Below are 16,788 nucleotides of genomic sequence, written 5' to 3'. Positions count from 1 at the left end.
CCTATCCTTGATTATTCATATTCGTGGTGATGGTTTACCGGAAAAGTATGAGCAATGGCCCTTGAGTCGTTGCTCATGCTGATCATGACGGGTAATAAGAGTATTAAAATTATGGTGGTGTTTACCGCAACGAAAAACACCATGATGAGGGCGTATATCGCAAGTAATAGGCTTTTTCTGTTTTCATTAAGACTACGGAAGCAAAAGCGAATAAAAAGAAAATAACCACCAAACAGCAGACCGATACCAAGCAATCCGTATTCAATTGCGGTATCTAACACAAAGTTGTGGGTGTAGATCGCCAGCTCATCATAGTTAAAGTAACTGATCATAAAGTTGGGTAACATTTTCGCGCCGACACCTAACACCGGGTGTTGAAGTAAAATATCTAGCCCATTGGCAAGTAAAAGTTTTCTATGAAGATTCGATACCCAGCGCGCTTCACTTTGGTTGGCAAATAAGACGTCTTCTTGGGTTATTTCCAATGTGTCTGCTAGCGTTTCAAACCCAACGTAGAGTGTGGTTGTGACGGCAGTAAACACAGTGAAGCTTAAGGCTAATAAAATCGTCCACGTGTACGTTTCGCTGAGCGATTTTCTCATTAAGTTTTTTACGAGCAGTTGGTCAAAGAAGAAAAGCAGACAAAAACCAAGTAGCGCTTTTCTTTCTTGTGACAACACCAGTAATACTAAAGCTACGAGCATCAAAAGGTGGAAAGCGCGAACTTTATCTCGATAAAGGTACAGCAGTGAGCACAGTACACCGAACCCGTATTTACTTACTCCGAGTAACTTAAACCCGCTTTGATAGCCCTGAGCAAAGTGCCATAAGGCAACGAGCGTACAGATGAAAAACAACAGATACGTGAAATAAACCATTACCCGTTCGTCATCAAACACGCCATAGGCGTACATTAGGCTCAGTAGGCACAAAATCGCTAACCATTGCACAGTCTCTATAACTAGCGGCATTAAAGGGACGCGATTTAGCAGACCATTTATGAACACATACCCAGTGAACAATACGAGGAACCCCATACAGGGATGCATGAGTTTTTCAGCTTTTCCTTCCAATACCACTAACGCTGTAAAACCAATGGACAAAAGGCTTACGATGTCTGATGGGGCTAGCGCTATTCCTCCAGCACGAAACTTCATAGGAATAAAGAACAATGCTAATAGGCATGCAGCAAGCAATGAGGCTCGATGGCTCGATGGCGCGGAACTATTTGTTGGCGTAAAGCTGCTGGTAGATTCCATAGTAACCTTCACGAAATTTATCGATGGTGTAGAGAGAGGCCCTATTGACTGAGTATTGACTTGCAGCGTCGTACCGCTCAACACTTTCACACAGCTGGAGGACTTTTTGGCTCAGTTCAGTGGCGTTACCAACTTGAAATAAATATTCGGCACGTCCGGTGACGTCATCCAAACCAGGTACGTCCGACGATAGTACGGGTAAGCCTGCTGCCATCGCCTCAACCGCCGCCAAACCAAAGCCTTCGACGTGCGACGATTGCACGTAAATATCCATGTCGTTCAAAAAGGCTGGAACGTCTGAAACTACGCCATGAAAGTGAACACGTTGCGCGACGTTGATTTTTGTTGCCAATGCTTGCAGTGACGATTTTTTTTCTCCATCTCCCGCAAGGTGGAGTTCGTATCGTCTTGGTAAATGGATAAGTGCTTGGATAAGCGTTTCATGATCTTTATGTTGGTGAAGTCGGCCCACCATTCCAATCTTGATAACTGGTTTGTCGATTAGGTGGCTGGCGCATCTTGGCGTCATAGAAAACCTTTTTAAATCAACGCCATTGTGCACCACGTGATATTTGTGTTGGTAGCGAGGCATGAACTTCACCAGTTCATCTTGTACTTTTTCACTAATACTGACTGTCAAGTCGTGGCCCCAATACAAGACGTATTCCATGAACTTAAACAGCGGATAGTCACGTCGACGGTTATAAGAACAGTGCTCAGTCTGGATTCGTTTTTTACCTACCGCCAATAGCGCTAGGTAAATGGAAGGGTAGAGGTGCCCGTGAACGACATCCGGCCAACGCAGCAAAGAGAATTTCTCACTCAATGACAATGTGCGCCAGTTAAAACACTCTATCCCTTGGGCGGATAGCATTAGTAAGTAATCATTTTCATCACACAAGACCAAAATTTTGATTTCGTATTCAGGCTTATGTTCTAAAACAAGGTCGACTAAGAACTTCTGAGCACCGCCGTTCTGAGAAAGATCATTAATAATATGTAGAATCTTGGTTTTCATGATTAATTGGTCAGATATTGCTGTTTAAGGTCGGTGATTTCTGCATTTGAGAAAAAGTGCTTCGTCAATTTAGAATTCAGCATTTCTTCAACGTACTCGGGTGTAGGTTGAAATTGCGTTTTGAATTCTTTCATTAGTGGCGAGTACCATTTGTTGTCTGATTGATTTTCATAAACAACATCTACGGGGTAACCTAAAAAGTCTTCAACTGCGGAGTTAGCCTTCGTTAGCTTGTCACTTCGAATGACCAACAGTGAGAAGTTATTGTTATGGTATGTTTGATAGCCTACTTCGTGATTAAAAGACTCGTTAAACACGTCAATCCCTGTTAGTTGTTTGATCTCGTTGTCAAACCACTGCAGCGCATATTGATGATTCATGTGCTTATCAAATGCTTCTTGGAGTAATTGCGGTCGTTCGGTACGTATTGCGCTGTCATCCTTTAGATATTTGTCCGCCATCCAAAAAGGAAGTGCTTGAAAGAACATTGAGACATTTCGTCCGATCGGTTCACGCACCAGCGAGATGATTCGAACTTTTTTCTTGCGCTTTAACATGTGGCTCATCGTTATACGCTTTAGTCGTCGCTTTAACGCATTGATCTGAGGCTTATGCAATTGCGCTCTAACGGGGGATATTTGTTTTTGCGCATCGACGGTCATAAGGTCGTGCAAGTGAATCGAGTCAGGAATGGAATGCTCTAATGCACTCGAACCTACTTTGCCCATTTGATAGATCAATACCGGCTGTTCTTGGCTTTTCAACGTTTGGTACCAAGATAGGTTTACGTTAGTAGGCGTATTTCTGGACATAGAGCGTCTCTCCTTCCTTGGCCTTGGCTTGTGTGATTAAGACGCCAAGAGATGGAACTGAGTGTTGTATTTGTTTAGATAACGCAAGGTTAACCAGTGATGATTTTGTTGATTCTGAGCGAATGACGGTGATCAGACCATTGGCATACTGACCAAGAATAAGTGCGTCACTCACTGACAGTAGGGGCGGTGTATCGATAATGATCCGGTCATACTTATTTTGAAAATGTTCGAGCAACTTTTTAAAGCGATCAGAAGCCAATAATTCCTGTGGGTTTGGCGGAATTAGGCCGGCCGGTAATACATCTAAGTTGGCTTCTTTTATATGTGTAACACAATCTTTGATTGGCGTATCCATCGTCAGGATATGCGTTAAGCCAGGGCTTGATTCAGCAATACCGAATCGCTTTGCGATGGAAGGTCGACGTAAATCGCAGTCGATGATCAATACCTTTTCCATTTTTGAAAACGACACCGCCATATTGATACTGGTTGATGTTTTTCCTTCTTCTGGAATAGCAGAGGTAAAGGGCAATATCTTTTGCTTCGTGTTGGTTAATCTGAGCAGAAGCGAGGTTCTGACTGAGCGGCAAGCTTCACTAAATAGCTTTTCTTCATCATCTAAATACGCGGTATAACTGACGCCGTTTTTACGCAAATTGCGTTTTTTGACCATAGGAATCACACCTAAACACGTAACACCAAGTTTTTCCTGCACGTCGGCTGTGCTTCGGATAACTTCTCGCATCGTTTCTAAGATGATGACTAGAGCGCAAGCAATGGCAAAGCCAAAAAAGGTGGCAATCAGTACCAGTTTGATTCGTTGTGGTGCCACCGGGAATAGAGGAATGATGGCTTTATCAGTAAAGCGAGCAGTGACATTCTTGTAGTCGCTGGTGGCGTTGGTCTCTTTCTCACGATTTAAGAACGCTTCATAGAGTGCCTTATTAGATTCAACCTCGCGTTTTAACTGTTCGTAACGCGCTTTTTGTGACCCTAACGATTGGAAGTCTGACTTTTTGTTATCGAGCTCTGCTCGAAGCATGTCCTCTTGCGCTTTTGCAGCAAGAAGGTCTTGTTGCTTACTGAAGGAAATGCCACGGATGAGTTGCTGGGTTCTTGATTGAATTTCAGCAAGCTGTGCTTTCGCCTGAATCATTCGATCATGTTTAGGTCCGTAGCGCTGTGCCAGTTCAGAGAGATTTTTGGCTGCCTGTGCTTCCGACAATTTTAGATCGCGGATTTGCGCTTGATTAGCGAATTCATCAATTGACAACAAGCTGTCTAAACTTTGCGAAGATTTACGTCGTAACAGTTGGATTAACGTCTGCGCTTCAATACGCTTATTAACAGCGATATTCAGCTTGCGAGTGAGTTCTTCTAGCTCATTTGCGTAAATTTCATCAATACCGTTTATATCGATCAACCCTTCTTTTAACAAGAATTCTTGCAGCGCTTGCTCCGAGTTACGTAATCGCTCCTCCAATTTTTGAGAGTTATTTGTCAACCAAGTAGCCGCATTTTGTGTAACGACCAATTTGGCTTCAAAATTTGCGTCAATGTAGGCTTGGCCGACCGCGTTGGTGATTGTCGTCGCAAGCTTAGGATCGGTAGAACGAAAGCGAATTCTGACTAATTGGGTGTTACGTACTGGCTCAATATCGAGTTTACTTCTGAAAGCTTGAAGTGCCTGATAATAGGACTCTGAAAACTGGGCGGTTTCTTTTGGGCTTGGTGCCACATTCAGTAGGTCTTGAACAAAAGGAATCGACTTTATTTGGTCGATTTTTTTATTTAACCCCCCTGAGCTTGTGAATTCAGGTAATTGGGTGAGGTTCAGCTCTCTAATGACCTTATCTGCAATATGATTCGATTTTAAAATGGCGATTTGCGTTTGAAAGTACTCTTTTTTTGTCGTGTCGACGCCATATACTTCCTCGATTGAAAGGGCGCTTTTTTGCTCCTCTTGGATGAGTAGCGTAGCTGTAGCTTGGTATATCGATGCTTTGGAGTAGATATACCAAGTACAAGTTAATGAGAACAGAAGCGTGAATGCTGCGATGCTTAGCCAATTCTTTTTAATCGCTTTGAAGTGATGGCCAAAACGAATCAGTTCTACTTTGTTCATCTGGAGATTATTTGGATGAGTCCCGTTCATTTGATTCCCTGTCACTTAAAAGAAGCTCTGGTCAATAAATACAATGTCACCAGGTTCAACGTTGCGGTGCATACTGACTCCTTCCATCGTTTGACCTGTTTTATGCTTGGTGAGGTTAATGCCTTTGCGTGAGGCTCTGTCGGTCAAGCCACCTGCTAGAGCGATGGCCTTCTCTATGGTTAACCCTGGACGGTACTCAAATCCACCAGGTTTCCTGACTTCGCCATTAACGTAAAATAGACGAAAGTTATTGATGGTGACCATCACTTTTGGATTGATGAGATAATCGCCTTTTAAGCCCGTTTCTATTTCGTACTTGAGTTGTTTTGGTGTTTTTTTGATTGCTTTAATTCGGCCAAGGTAGGGGTAATCAAAGTAGCCATCTGACGTTATTAGAATATTTTTAATCGTAAGATCTTCTTCACCATAGACCTGCACGGAAATGGTATCGCCAGTATCGAGTAAGTAATCTTCCTCGTTTGAGTCAGCGTTGACCAAAGTGCTAAATAGCAACAACGCTACACTCATGAATTTGATGAATGCCTTCATTAATAATCCTTTTTACAGAGAAAACTGTGCGCTTAAAGTCCAAATATTTTGTTCGAAGCTATAATCCGATCGGCTAGAGTTTTTATCTTGGTATTGCCAATCGGCTTGCAGCTGTATCCAACGTTTGATCTGATAATCGATACCAAAAGATAGAGTGTACCGATCGTCGTTTCTGGAGATTCCCGTGTAATCATCTTGTTGATAAACAGCACCTAAGCGAGTTGCAAGGTAACTATTCCAATCGTGCTTCAGGTTCAGTCGGTAACGAGTTTGTAGGTTGTAATCGCCATCTTGATCGGGGTTAACCGCCGCTTGAGTGGTTTTCACGCTGACTAGAGTTTGTTCTTGAGGCAACCATTCAAAGCCGATATCCCAACTAAAGCCTTTAAATGTCTCTCGTTGAGCGCTGTCAAAATCTTTGATTTGATAACCGAGTCGAGCGATGCCTTTGGTTTTTCCTGTGACTTCCCATTCGGCACCGGTGTAATAGAAACTGGTGTTGTTATCTTTCGATGGCTGCGCAGAATTTCGGTGCTGATAATCGGTTACGATTTGGTTTGTTCCGACTAACCAATAGGTTCTTGGCGTCGCTCTTAAATAGAACTCCAAATGTGCATTGGGAGCTCGAAAATCGTTGTATTTAGTTTTAGCGTTTGGGCGCCCAGGCAAGCCTTCACGATAGTTTTGATAGGTTTTATCACTATAGCCTAAACCGAATTCGAGTCTGCCTTTGGCACCGTTAGATCCAAAGACATAATTGGTTTTTACATCGTTACGGTTGAACTCTATTGGTGAGTCGATTGCGCTACCATTACCTTCGGTAATATCTTCTCCTCGAACTTCATGCTGGGCGCGAAAACGGTAATCAACCACTAAACGATGACGATGATTAAATTCGAAAAAGTTGGAAAACTGAAAAGTGTGGTCGTCGAAGTCGTTGCGATCGTCAGATGAAAAGCCAGCTTTTAACTTATATAAAATATCTGCGCGATAGCGATTCCGTTCTATACGTGCTAATAAGCTTGGTTCTATACCCCAAATATTGACCGATTCTACATTGCCGGATTTTTCCGCTTTATTGATGTTGTCATCTCCCTCGTAGAAAGTTTTTACGAGGGGAATCAACTCTATACCAGACTCGGTTTGGTAAGCCATCGGTTCTGCGAGCAAGTCAGTAGAAAACAGACTCAATGCTATTGCCATTGTCAGTTTCTTCATAATCTCAACCTTAGTAAGCGTTAGCACCAGTGAAGCCTTTGAAAACGGTCATAAAGATGATTTTGATGTCCATCCAAACCGACCAGTGGTGGATGTAATCCAAATCAAATTCGACTCTCTTTTCCATTTTTTCTAAGGTGTCGGTTTCGCCGCGATAACCATTAATTTGCGCCCAGCCAGTAATGCCTGGTTTTACTTTGTGACGTAGCATGTATCGGTCAACAATCTGGCGATACTCTTCATTGTGCGCCACGGCATGAGGGCGTGGACCAACAATAGACATGGTCCCTTGCAGTACATTGATAAATTGAGGCAGTTCGTCCAAAGAGGTGCGACGTAGAAATCCGCCAAAAGGCGTAATACGAGGATCGTTCTTTGTCGCCTGTTTCACGTTGGAACCTTGATCCATGGTTGTCATTGAACGGAACTTCCAGACTTCAATCTTGCGTCCATCAAGACCGTAACGATGTTGTTTAAAGATGACAGGGCCTTTAGAAGTTGCCTTAATGCCAATCGCAATGACGAATAGAATAGGGGCGATTAAGACCAAAATAATGCTCGAAAACAAGATGTCTTCAAACCGTTTTACCCAAGAAGAAATTCCAGCAAAAGGTGTATCAAAGACACTTAGTGTTTGAACTTGGCCGATCTGCGCCCAACGAGAATGTAAAAGGTTATAAGTGAAGAAGTCGGGAATCAGATACGTATTTGCGGTGGTATCTGAGAATTGGTTAAGAAGTGACGCAATGCGCTCTTTTGCGTGCATTGGCATCGCGATATAGACGTAATCTACTTCCCCTTTTTTAGCTCGCTCAAGGGCGTGGTCAACAGCTCCTTTAATAGGATAATCAGAATTTGGCAGTCTGTCGGAAGATCGTTCGTCGTAAAAGCCATCAAAAAGCACGCCGTGTTCTGTGTGGTTTTGAATTTCGTTAGCTAGGGTAATGCCGTGAGGAGTTTGGCCGATGATGATCGCAGTGCGAGTGTTGAATCCTTTTTTTCTCAAATAGGCTAATCCGGTACGGAATGTTACTCGCCATGCTAAAAGCAGAGCGGGCGTAATCGCAAACCACAGCGCTAAAATTGTGTTATCAAATAAGGTATGGACTTCAGAAAAATACAGCACAATAAAGATAAGTGCAGAAGTCACCGCCCAAGCAACACAGACAATAAACATCTGCTCTTTAAACGAACTGGTTCGCCAAGAGCGATAAAGATTGCCGCTTTCTGCCATAAATAGAAAGGAGATGCCTCCAACGAAAGCCAATATGACGTAATCTTTCCCCATCGCAGTATTCATGTCTTTGAACACTAAAAGCAGCATAAAAGAGACGATGACAGCAAGATCTGAGATGCGATATAAAAAAGCGAACTCCATCTCATGAGAGCGGATAAGTCCTTTTTGTTTCATGACTCAGTTTCCCTTCTGACACGCTACCGCCCTTGGGTGTCTTCCCCAATTGCCGTGTCGTGAACGTTATTAGTAGTTAGTGCACAGAGCATTCTGTGGAATGCTGCTGAGTTTTTTGTCACGTGTAATTTCGTTGATAAGTGTAAAAATTTGCTTTGTTGAGGTAAGTGGAAATAAGAATGATATTTAGCCCTTTGGCTAAGTTTGGCGGGTTAGGAAAAAGCTGGTACTTACTTATGAGGAATGAGGAAAAGTATTAAAAATGAAGTATCAGTACAAAGACAATGGTTTATGTGAGGGTAGAAGAAACGGGTGATTTGATTCGTTCACGATTAATGATTTAGTATCGAATTGCTGATATTTATTAAGATAAAAAAATCCCTCTCACTTGAGAGGGATTTTTTTGAGTAAGGACGAATGAACTATTCGACTTCTACGCCGTTTTCTTTGTATAGGCGGCGGCATGCGCGACCATCACTGTGGAACAGGTGACAACGATGAGCTGGAATACCGATCTCGATTTTATCGCCAGTGTCGACTGCAAGCGTGTCCGGCTGACGGAAAATAACGTCGGCGTCCGCGCCTTCTAGATTTAGGTATACTTGAGTTTCGTTACCTAGCTTCTCAACAATCATCACTTCACCGTGAATACTTGCATCAGCTTCAGAAGCGGATAATAGGTGCTCAGGGCGAATGCCTAAAGACATTCGGTCGCCGCGGTTAACGGTTGTACCATCCACCGGAATCCAGAAAGATACGCCGTTAGATAGTTGAACTTTGACGCGCTCTGCTTCTACTTCATCAATGAATACGCTCATGAAGTTCATTTTCGGAGAACCGATAAAGCCAGCTACAAAGCGGTTTTGTGGGTAATGGTAAAGCTCAAGCGGCTTACCAACTTGCGATACATAACCGCCGTCTAGTACAACGATTTTATCTGCCATTGTCATCGCTTCTACCTGATCGTGCGTTACGTAGATCATGGTACAACCAAGTTGGCGCTGAAGTTTCGTGATTTGTGCACGCATGTTTACACGCAGTGCCGCATCCAAGTTTGATAGTGGCTCGTCTAGAAGGAATACATTTGGCTGCGATACCAATGTTCGGCCAATCGCCACACGTTGACGCTGTCCACCAGAAAGTGCTTTTGGTTGGCGCTCAAGCAAGTGGCCTAGTTGTAGGATTTCTGCTGCTTGTTCAACACGCTTGTCGATTTCTGCTTTGTCTGCTTTTGCTAGTTTCAAGCCAAATGACATGTTGTCATATAAGTTAAGGTGCGGGTAAAGAGCGTAAGACTGGAATACCATACCAACACCACGTTTGGATGGTTCGACGTCATTCATGCGCTGGTCACCAATATACAAATCACCTGAAGTAATGTCTTCAAGACCGGCAATACAACGTAAAAGGGTAGATTTACCACAACCTGATGGACCTACGAAAACAACAAATTCACCTTCGTTGATTGTTAGGTCTACGTTCTTAGAAATCAGTACGTCGCCATACGCTTTACAAACATTTTTTAACGTGACACTCGCCATGTAGCTCGTCCTCGATCAATTTTTTATTATTCACCGCTCATCATTATATGAATTATCTAGCGAGCAGTAACAGTAGGAATCGGTAAGTTCTTGCGGTTGGTAAGAAAAGTAGGGTAGCACTTCAATAAAATGTCCTGAATAGAAGTGCTACCCATCATAGCCAAGTACGAGTTTCTCTCCCCCACATTATTCGTATTGTCTCCCCCGTGAAATAATTACCACAAACAACACTAATAATGACATTCCACTCGTCTGGCAATGCAAAACCAGCAAATCTTTTTCCTAATACGTAGGCACTGCTGGGAAAGGGTTCTTACCATCCACTCTTGGATGACTGCAGTTTCTAAGATTGTGCGTAGTGCGACATCCTCCTAATAGAAATAATTGTAGGGGGAGTAGAAAGGGAGGAGTAAAAAAGGAGGAGGAAGAAAGCAGTTGGTCGGAAATCACATTATTGCACCACCTAAAGTTGAAACCGATCACAGGAACTATCCATTTTGTGATTTGAGTCTCTTACCCTTGGCGATTTAGATCACGAAAATACGTCATAATTGTAAGGGCGTAGGGATTAGGAGGATGAGACATATTGGATTATTTCAGATGATATATGTCGAAATACGGCTGAACCTCAATGGACTAGCCCTACATCAAAAATATAAAAAGGATACGAACATGAAAAAGTTAAGCGCTGTAGCACTAGGTACTCTTGTTGCTTTGGGTTCTTTTGGTGCTAATGCTGCCATCGAAGAAGGACAACTTACTATCTGGATCAACGGTGATAAAGGCTACAACGGCCTTGCTGAAGTTGGTAAGAAATTTGAAGAAGACACAGGCATTAAAGTGACTGTGGCTCACCCAGATGGCCTTCAAGACAAATTCCCTCAAACTGCAGCGACTGGCGACGGTCCTGATATCGTATTCTGGGCTCACGACCGTTTCGGTGGTTACGCAGAAGCTGGCCTGCTAGCAGAAATTAAACCTTCTAAGAATATTCAAGAAGGTATCGTTGATTTCGCTTGGGATGCAGTACGTTACGACGGCAAATTGATCGGCTATCCAGTTGCGGTTGAGTCTCTATCTCTAATCTACAACAAAGACCTAGTTCCAAACCCACCAAAGTCTTGGGAAGAGGTTGCAGCATTAGATGCAAAACTTAAAAAAGACGGCAAGTCTGCAATCATGTGGAACCTAAAAGAACCGTACTTCACTTGGCCACTAATGGCGGCTGATGGCGGCTACGCGTTCAAATACACTTCTGAAGGTTACGATGTTAAAGACGCTGGTATCGCGAAAGAAGGCGTTAAAGACGCAATGAGCTTCGTAAAAGGCTTAGTTGATAAAGGCGTAATCTCTGCGGATATGGATTACTCAGTGTCTGAGTCTGCGTTCAACCAAGGCAAAACAGCGATGACGATCAACGGTCCATGGTCTTGGGGCAACATTGAGAAGTCAGGCGTTAACTACGGCGTGACTACGCTACCTAAGTTCCAAGGTCAATCTTCTAAGCCATTCGTTGGTGTTCTAACAGCTGGTATCAGCACTGCGTCTCCAAACAAAGACCTAGCGGTTGAGTTCATTGAGAACTACCTACTAACAAACGATGGCCTACGTATGGTTAACAACGATAAGCCTCTAGGTGCGGTAGCGCTTAACTCGTTCCAACGTGAACTAGATTCAGATACTCGTATCGCTGCGACTATGGATAACGCGATGAACGGCGAAATCATGCCAAATATCCCTCAAATGAACGCATTCTGGGGTGCGGCTAAGAACGCAATCATCAACGTAGTTGACGGTCGTCAAACTGTCGATGCAGCTCTTGCAGATGCAGAAAAACAAATGACTAAATAATTAAGTAAGACCTTTTTAAGGAGGAGGCAACTCCTCCTTACTTTTCTATATTTATTCTATATTCGCTAGCAGGTTCCCTATGCAGTCAGTTCAAGGTACAAATGCTATGACAGCACCAGAAGCCAGCCTTCCGAGCAGCAAAAAAGTGTTCATGAAATGGTCACTTTTAGGCACAGTCGGCATCATCAATGGCTACGCAACAATCCTTATGTATTCTCGCGGTGAGATTGCGTTTGCACTACTTACGCTCATTCTTACCGCTTTAGCGTTGTTCATCTTTGGTAGTAAAAAGACGTACGCACACCGTTACATCTACCCTGGTATAGCAGGGATGATCCTTTTCATTCTTTTCCCTTTGGCGTACACCATAGGTTTGGCGTTTACCAACTATAGCGCGAAGAACCAACTCTCTTTTGATCGCGCTCAGAACGTACTTTTGGACCGAACTTACCAAAGTGGTGATAGCTACCCGTTCACTTTGTATAAAACGGAGCAAGGCCATCAACTTGTGGTTGAAAAAGATGGTGAGCTACTTGCAAGCCCGACTTTTCAGCTTGATAACCTTTCAGCATCGGAGTTTGATCTTTCACCAATTGAAGAAGTAACGGGTGAAAAAGAATCAATCAAGGCGATTGTTAAGAACCGCAGTGCGTTGAGCAGTGTCGATTTACATTTGCCAAGTGGTGATGATATCCGCATGAGTGGGCTGCGCAAATTTGCTGCAGTTGTACCTTTGTACACATTACAAGAAGATGGTGAAACGCTTTACAACAACCGGACTGAAGAAACGCTACGTCCAAATATGGAAGTAGGTTACTACCAGCCTGTCGATGAAAACGGTCAATTTGTTGGTAGCACAGTGTCACCAGGTTTCGTGGTGAACATTGGTACCCACAACTTTGAGCGTGTTTGGAAAGATGATGGTATCAAAGAGCCGTTTATCAGTATCTTTATCTGGACCATTGTTTTCTCTGCGCTAACCGTATTATTTACGCTTGTTATTGGTCTTGTCCTTGCCAGTGTGGTTCAGTGGGAAGCACTTAAAGGTCGCTCAGTTTACCGTTTGTTGCTAATCCTGCCTTATGCAGTTCCGGCGTTTATTTCTATCTTGATCTTTAAAGGTTTGTTTAACCAAAGCTTTGGTGAGATCAACATGTTGTTGGAAGGCTTATTCGGCATTAGCCCGGCTTGGTTCTCTGATCCGTTCATGGCGAAAACCATGATCTTAATTGTTAACACTTGGCTTGGTTTCCCTTACATGATGATTTTGTGTATGGGCTTACTAAAAGCGATTCCAGACGATTTATATGAAGCATCAGCAATTGATGGTGCGAACTTTGTCACGAACTTCACACGTATCACACTACCAATGATGTTGAAGCCGTTAACACCATTGTTGATCGCGAGTTTTGCATTTAACTTCAACAACTTCGTACTTATCCAGTTGTTGACTGGCGGTGGTCCAAACATGATTGGTACATCAGAGCCTGCGGGTTACACCGACCTGCTAGTAAGTTACACCTACCGAATCGCATTCGAAGGTGCTGGTGGTCAAGACTTCGGTCTAGCAAGTGCAGTAGCAACGCTTATCTTCCTATTGGTTGGCGCATTGGCACTTATCAACCTACGCGTAACTAAAGTAGCTCAGGACTAAGGAGAAATTACAATGGCAATGGTACAAGGTAAGTCATTAAAGTATCGTGTTTGGGCTACTCATATTGCAATGTGGGCATTCTTGGCACTGATTATTTTCCCTTTACTGATGATCATCGCGATTTCATTCCGTGAAGGTAACTTTGCAACGGGTAGCCTGATCCCAGACAACCCAACACTTGATCACTGGAAATTGGCATTAGGTTTCTCGGTGACTAATCCAGACGGTACAGTTACACCGCCACCATTCCCAGTAATGACATGGTTGTGGAACTCGGTAAAAGTGGGTGGTATTTCTGCAATCCTAATCGTGGCGCTATCAACCACATCGGCTTACGCGTTTGCTCGTATGAAGTTCAAAGGTAAGAACACCATTCTTAAAGCGATGATGATCTTCCAGATGTTCCCTGCGGTGTTGGCACTGGTTGCTCTGTACGCGTTGTTCGACAAACTGGGTCAGTACATTCCTTTCCTTGGTCTGAACACGCATGGCGGTCTGATCTTCGCTTACTTAGGCGGTATCGCACTGCACGTTTGGACCATTAAAGGCTACTTCGAAAGTATTGACTCGTCTCTAGAAGAAGCAGCGGCTCTTGATGGTGCTACACCATGGCAAGCATTCCGTTTGGTATTGCTGCCACTGTCTGTGCCAATCCTAGCGGTAGTCTTCATCTTGTCGTTCATCATGGTAATTGGTGAAGTTCCTGTAGCGTCACTACTGCTTTCTGATGTAGACTCGTACACACTTGCAGTGGGTATGCAGCAATACCTATATCCACAAAACTACTTGTGGGGTGACTTTGCCGCAGCTGCTGTACTTTCAGCAGTGCCAATCACTGCCGTATTCTTACTTGCGCAGCGCTGGTTGGTTGGTGGTCTAACCGCTGGTGGTGTGAAAGGATAATCTCTTGTGGTCTGAGATTGATAAGAATAACTAGAAAAGGGCGACCACATGGTCGCCCTTATACTTAGCACGGATATTACAATTTTGGTTTGGCCGCCGATCAGTAATATCTTGGCTTTTATTGGCGTTACGCATAGCTGGCTGTTAGCTTAGTTCCTTACGATTCAATCACTAACAGTTTTTGTAACCATAACCTGAGTTTAGACTCAGGTTTTTTTATGCCTGTTAAAGGCAATTGTGCAATAAGTAGATAGAGATTAGCGGCTTTGCAATGGATTACACAGGGCTTGAATAATGCCCTGCGTAGCACTTCACATAAATAACTAGAGCTTAGTAAAAAGCTAAATTGAGGTAGGGAAGGAAGAGATTAAAACTCTCGGCTGGAAGGTGCGCATCCAACGTATTGAAGCAGCGTGTACAAACTTTCTTGCTGCAGTGCGACGCGACGAAATAGATTAGCAAAGGTAACGTCACCGCCAAAGCAAGTTTGAATGTAATGATTAATTTCTGTTTCGTTATACCCCTCGACGTACATGGTTCTCACCCACTGGTACTCGACCGCTTTTAAATTGGTCAACGTCTCTTCACTTAAGGTCGTTTCTTTTAGTCTCAAGATCCAAACTCTATCCAACTCTAAAATAATGGATGGATTTAAGCAAAGCTAGGTGAAGGATTTATGACAGAGAAGGGCGAGCGTGAAACAAATGGCAAAACCATGATGTTGCTCCACACTCTGGGTCTAGGTAACGTTGAGGTACTTAATAGCGTTCTTAACGGATGCCAGTTACTTGAGATATTTAACGTGTGCTTCCATTTCTTCCCCAATCTCTTTACGCATGTTCATAAGACGGATAGCGGATTGCTCTAAGGCTTTGTCTTCATCTGACTCTGGAATCCATTTCGGTACATCGGTTGGTTTTCCGTTTTCATCTACAGCAACCATGATAACGATACAGTGAGTGGTGAGTCTGTTTTTCATTTGCTTTGGATCACTAGCTTGCACGTCAATCGCAATGTGCATTGAGCTTCGTCCGGTATAAATGACTTTCGCGCTAACTTCGACTAAGTTGCCGACATGAATCGGCGCAACAAACCGAATGCCGCCAGCATATGCGGTAATGCAATATTTACCACTCCACGCTGCAGAACAGGCGTACGCTGCCAAGTCGATCCATTTCATTACGGCGCCGCCGTGCACTTTTCCGCCAAAATTTACGTCGCTGGGTTCTGCTAAAAAGCGAAGGGTAATGTCTCTTTGACCACTGCTCATCTGTCTTTCCTTGATGGGTTATTGTTTTCCCAATTTAGCAGCAAGATGAATTTTCGGGAATAGCGAATGAAACAAAACATTAACTTTTATTCGAACGCTGGAAGTGACAAGCCACAGCGTAGTTCTATGGCTTGAGGTGTAGATGTTAATTGGCGGTAGAGGCAATCTCAGAATTGGACAATGGTTTTCTCTGTCTTACTTTTATTTGCGACAGGATAACGCCAGAGATGACTAACAACCCACCAATAATGTGGTAAGCGTAAATTTTCTCACCAATTAGTGTTGAAGCAAGTATGACGGAAACCACAGGCATTAGGTTCATGAACATAGCACTTGAATCAGCACCAATTGAATCAATCGCTTTGACCCACATCAGCGGCGCGAAAATGGAAGCAGCAATACCAGCATAAGCGATTAATGGTAGCGCGTCTTGGCTTGGTAACAGTTGCTCACTAGAGAGCCAAAGTGGTGTGAGCATCAAAACAGAAAAGAAGCCCTGCATGTAAACCAGAGTCAAACTACTGAATGGCATTTTCCAGCGTTTTAGCAGAACACAATAAGCCGCGTATACCATGGCAGCAACGAGCATTAAGCTGTCACCTTGCGTTAAGTCTTGATGTAAAAAGTAAGTGATATCACCGTGACCAAGCATAAATGCCAAGCCGCCGAGCGAAATGACACCACCGACGATACTTAACATTGATATAGATTTACCGAGCAATGGGACACTTAAAAACACACTGATCAAAGGAACTAAAGAGGTGATCAGGGCCATATTAGAGGCCGTTGTTGTTAAACCGGCATAGTATCCAAGTGACTGGTTGAGAACCATACCAAGTAACGCAAGAAACGCCAACTTAGCTAAGTAAGGTCGAATAATGTGTCGTTGTTTGATGATTGCAGGCAGGCAAAATGGCGTTAGGAGTACCATTGCGACAAACCAACGGTAGAAACTCATCGCACTTGGTTCAATGGCGCTCGCAGCCATCTTGTTCACAATTGAGTTACCACCCCAAATCATAACGGTGAAAAACGGAAGTAAATAAATCATGAGAACCCTATAGCACAATTATTGATGGCGCTAGTCTGGCAGGTCTTTATAATAAAAAGTATCTCTTAAAAGACATCGTAAGCGATAGGAAGA

At 43.5% G+C, this 16,788-nt stretch carries 14 protein-coding genes; 3 read left to right on the top strand and 11 right to left on the bottom strand.

The features are described 5' to 3' along the window. Nucleotides 1–11 precede the first annotated feature (11 nt). The 8 genes from R7044_RS11205 to malK all read right to left on the bottom strand — a co-directional run bounded on the left by R7044_RS11205 (nucleotide 12) and on the right by malK (nucleotide 9,966). The gene (locus R7044_RS11205; protein ID WP_225455579.1) at nucleotides 12–1,259 is read right to left on the bottom strand and encodes an O-antigen ligase family protein; all 1,248 of its coding nucleotides are present in this window, start codon (nucleotides 1,257–1,259) and stop codon (nucleotides 12–14) included. Further along, nucleotides 1,225–2,277 carry a glycosyltransferase gene (locus R7044_RS11200; protein ID WP_225455578.1) on the bottom strand — a complete coding sequence of 351 codons (1,053 nt, stop codon included), beginning with the start codon at nucleotides 2,275–2,277 and terminating at the stop codon, nucleotides 1,225–1,227. Before R7044_RS11200 ends, R7044_RS11205 begins: the two co-directional genes overlap by 35 nt. A 2-nt stretch (nucleotides 2,278–2,279) precedes the next feature. Next, the gene (locus R7044_RS11195; protein ID WP_005385848.1) at nucleotides 2,280–3,089 is read right to left on the bottom strand and encodes a putative capsular polysaccharide synthesis family protein; all 810 of its coding nucleotides are present in this window, start codon (nucleotides 3,087–3,089) and stop codon (nucleotides 2,280–2,282) included. Beyond that, a complete protein-coding gene (locus tag R7044_RS11190) occupies nucleotides 3,067–5,247 on the bottom strand; it encodes a GumC family protein (protein WP_225455577.1) in 2,181 nt (726 codons plus the stop codon). Before R7044_RS11190 ends, R7044_RS11195 begins: the two co-directional genes overlap by 23 nt. Before the next feature lie 15 nt (nucleotides 5,248–5,262). Next, entirely contained in the window at nucleotides 5,263–5,796 is a 534-nt protein-coding gene (locus R7044_RS11185; RefSeq protein WP_005375265.1) for a polysaccharide biosynthesis/export family protein, read from the bottom strand. Between the two features lie 12 nt (nucleotides 5,797–5,808). Beyond that, entirely contained in the window at nucleotides 5,809–7,014 is a 1,206-nt protein-coding gene (locus R7044_RS11180; protein WP_053307882.1) for an outer membrane beta-barrel protein, read from the bottom strand. Nucleotides 7,015–7,024: 10 nt separating this feature from the next. Then, complete coding sequence (locus R7044_RS11175; RefSeq protein WP_033906767.1) at nucleotides 7,025–8,425, bottom strand: undecaprenyl-phosphate glucose phosphotransferase; 1,401 nt, start codon at nucleotides 8,423–8,425, stop codon at nucleotides 7,025–7,027. A gap of 422 nt (nucleotides 8,426–8,847) precedes the next feature. Next, nucleotides 8,848–9,966 carry a maltose/maltodextrin ABC transporter ATP-binding protein MalK gene (gene malK / locus R7044_RS11170; protein WP_005375271.1) on the bottom strand — a complete coding sequence of 373 codons (1,119 nt, stop codon included), beginning with the start codon at nucleotides 9,964–9,966 and terminating at the stop codon, nucleotides 8,848–8,850. A 672-nt stretch (nucleotides 9,967–10,638) separates the two neighbouring features. On the opposite strand from malK, the gene malE reads away from it, so the two are divergent. The 3 genes from malE (at nucleotide 10,639) to malG (ending at nucleotide 14,374) form a co-directional block, all read left to right on the top strand. Further along, nucleotides 10,639–11,817, top strand: a complete 1,179-nt coding sequence (malE, locus tag R7044_RS11165; protein ID WP_005375272.1) for a maltose/maltodextrin ABC transporter substrate-binding protein MalE — start codon at nucleotides 10,639–10,641, stop codon at nucleotides 11,815–11,817. A 79-nt stretch (nucleotides 11,818–11,896) separates the two neighbouring features. Then, nucleotides 11,897–13,471, top strand: a complete 1,575-nt coding sequence (gene malF / locus R7044_RS11160) for a maltose ABC transporter permease MalF (RefSeq protein ID WP_005375273.1) — start codon at nucleotides 11,897–11,899, stop codon at nucleotides 13,469–13,471. Nucleotides 13,472–13,483: 12 nt separating this feature from the next. Beyond that, nucleotides 13,484–14,374, top strand: a complete 891-nt coding sequence (gene malG / locus R7044_RS11155; RefSeq protein WP_005375275.1) for a maltose ABC transporter permease MalG — start codon at nucleotides 13,484–13,486, stop codon at nucleotides 14,372–14,374. Between the two features lie 367 nt (nucleotides 14,375–14,741). On the opposite strand, the gene R7044_RS11150 is transcribed toward malG, so the two are convergent. From R7044_RS11150 to R7044_RS11140, 3 genes are all read right to left on the bottom strand, one after another. Then, the gene (locus tag R7044_RS11150) at nucleotides 14,742–14,987 is read right to left on the bottom strand and encodes a hypothetical protein (protein ID WP_005375277.1); all 246 of its coding nucleotides are present in this window, start codon (nucleotides 14,985–14,987) and stop codon (nucleotides 14,742–14,744) included. A gap of 171 nt (nucleotides 14,988–15,158) precedes the next feature. Next, nucleotides 15,159–15,644 carry an acyl-CoA thioesterase gene (locus R7044_RS11145; RefSeq protein ID WP_005375279.1) on the bottom strand — a complete coding sequence of 162 codons (486 nt, stop codon included), beginning with the start codon at nucleotides 15,642–15,644 and terminating at the stop codon, nucleotides 15,159–15,161. A 145-nt stretch (nucleotides 15,645–15,789) separates the two neighbouring features. After that, nucleotides 15,790–16,695: a DMT family transporter gene (locus R7044_RS11140; protein ID WP_017821248.1), complete on the bottom strand. Its 906-nt coding sequence runs from the start codon at nucleotides 16,693–16,695 to the stop codon at nucleotides 15,790–15,792. Between the last annotated feature and the right edge of the window lie 93 nt (nucleotides 16,696–16,788).

This window comes from Vibrio sp. 1402 (genome assembly GCF_033340275.1).
Note: the sequence above shows the minus strand (reverse complement) of the source record. Positions and strands in the feature narration are given on the sequence as shown.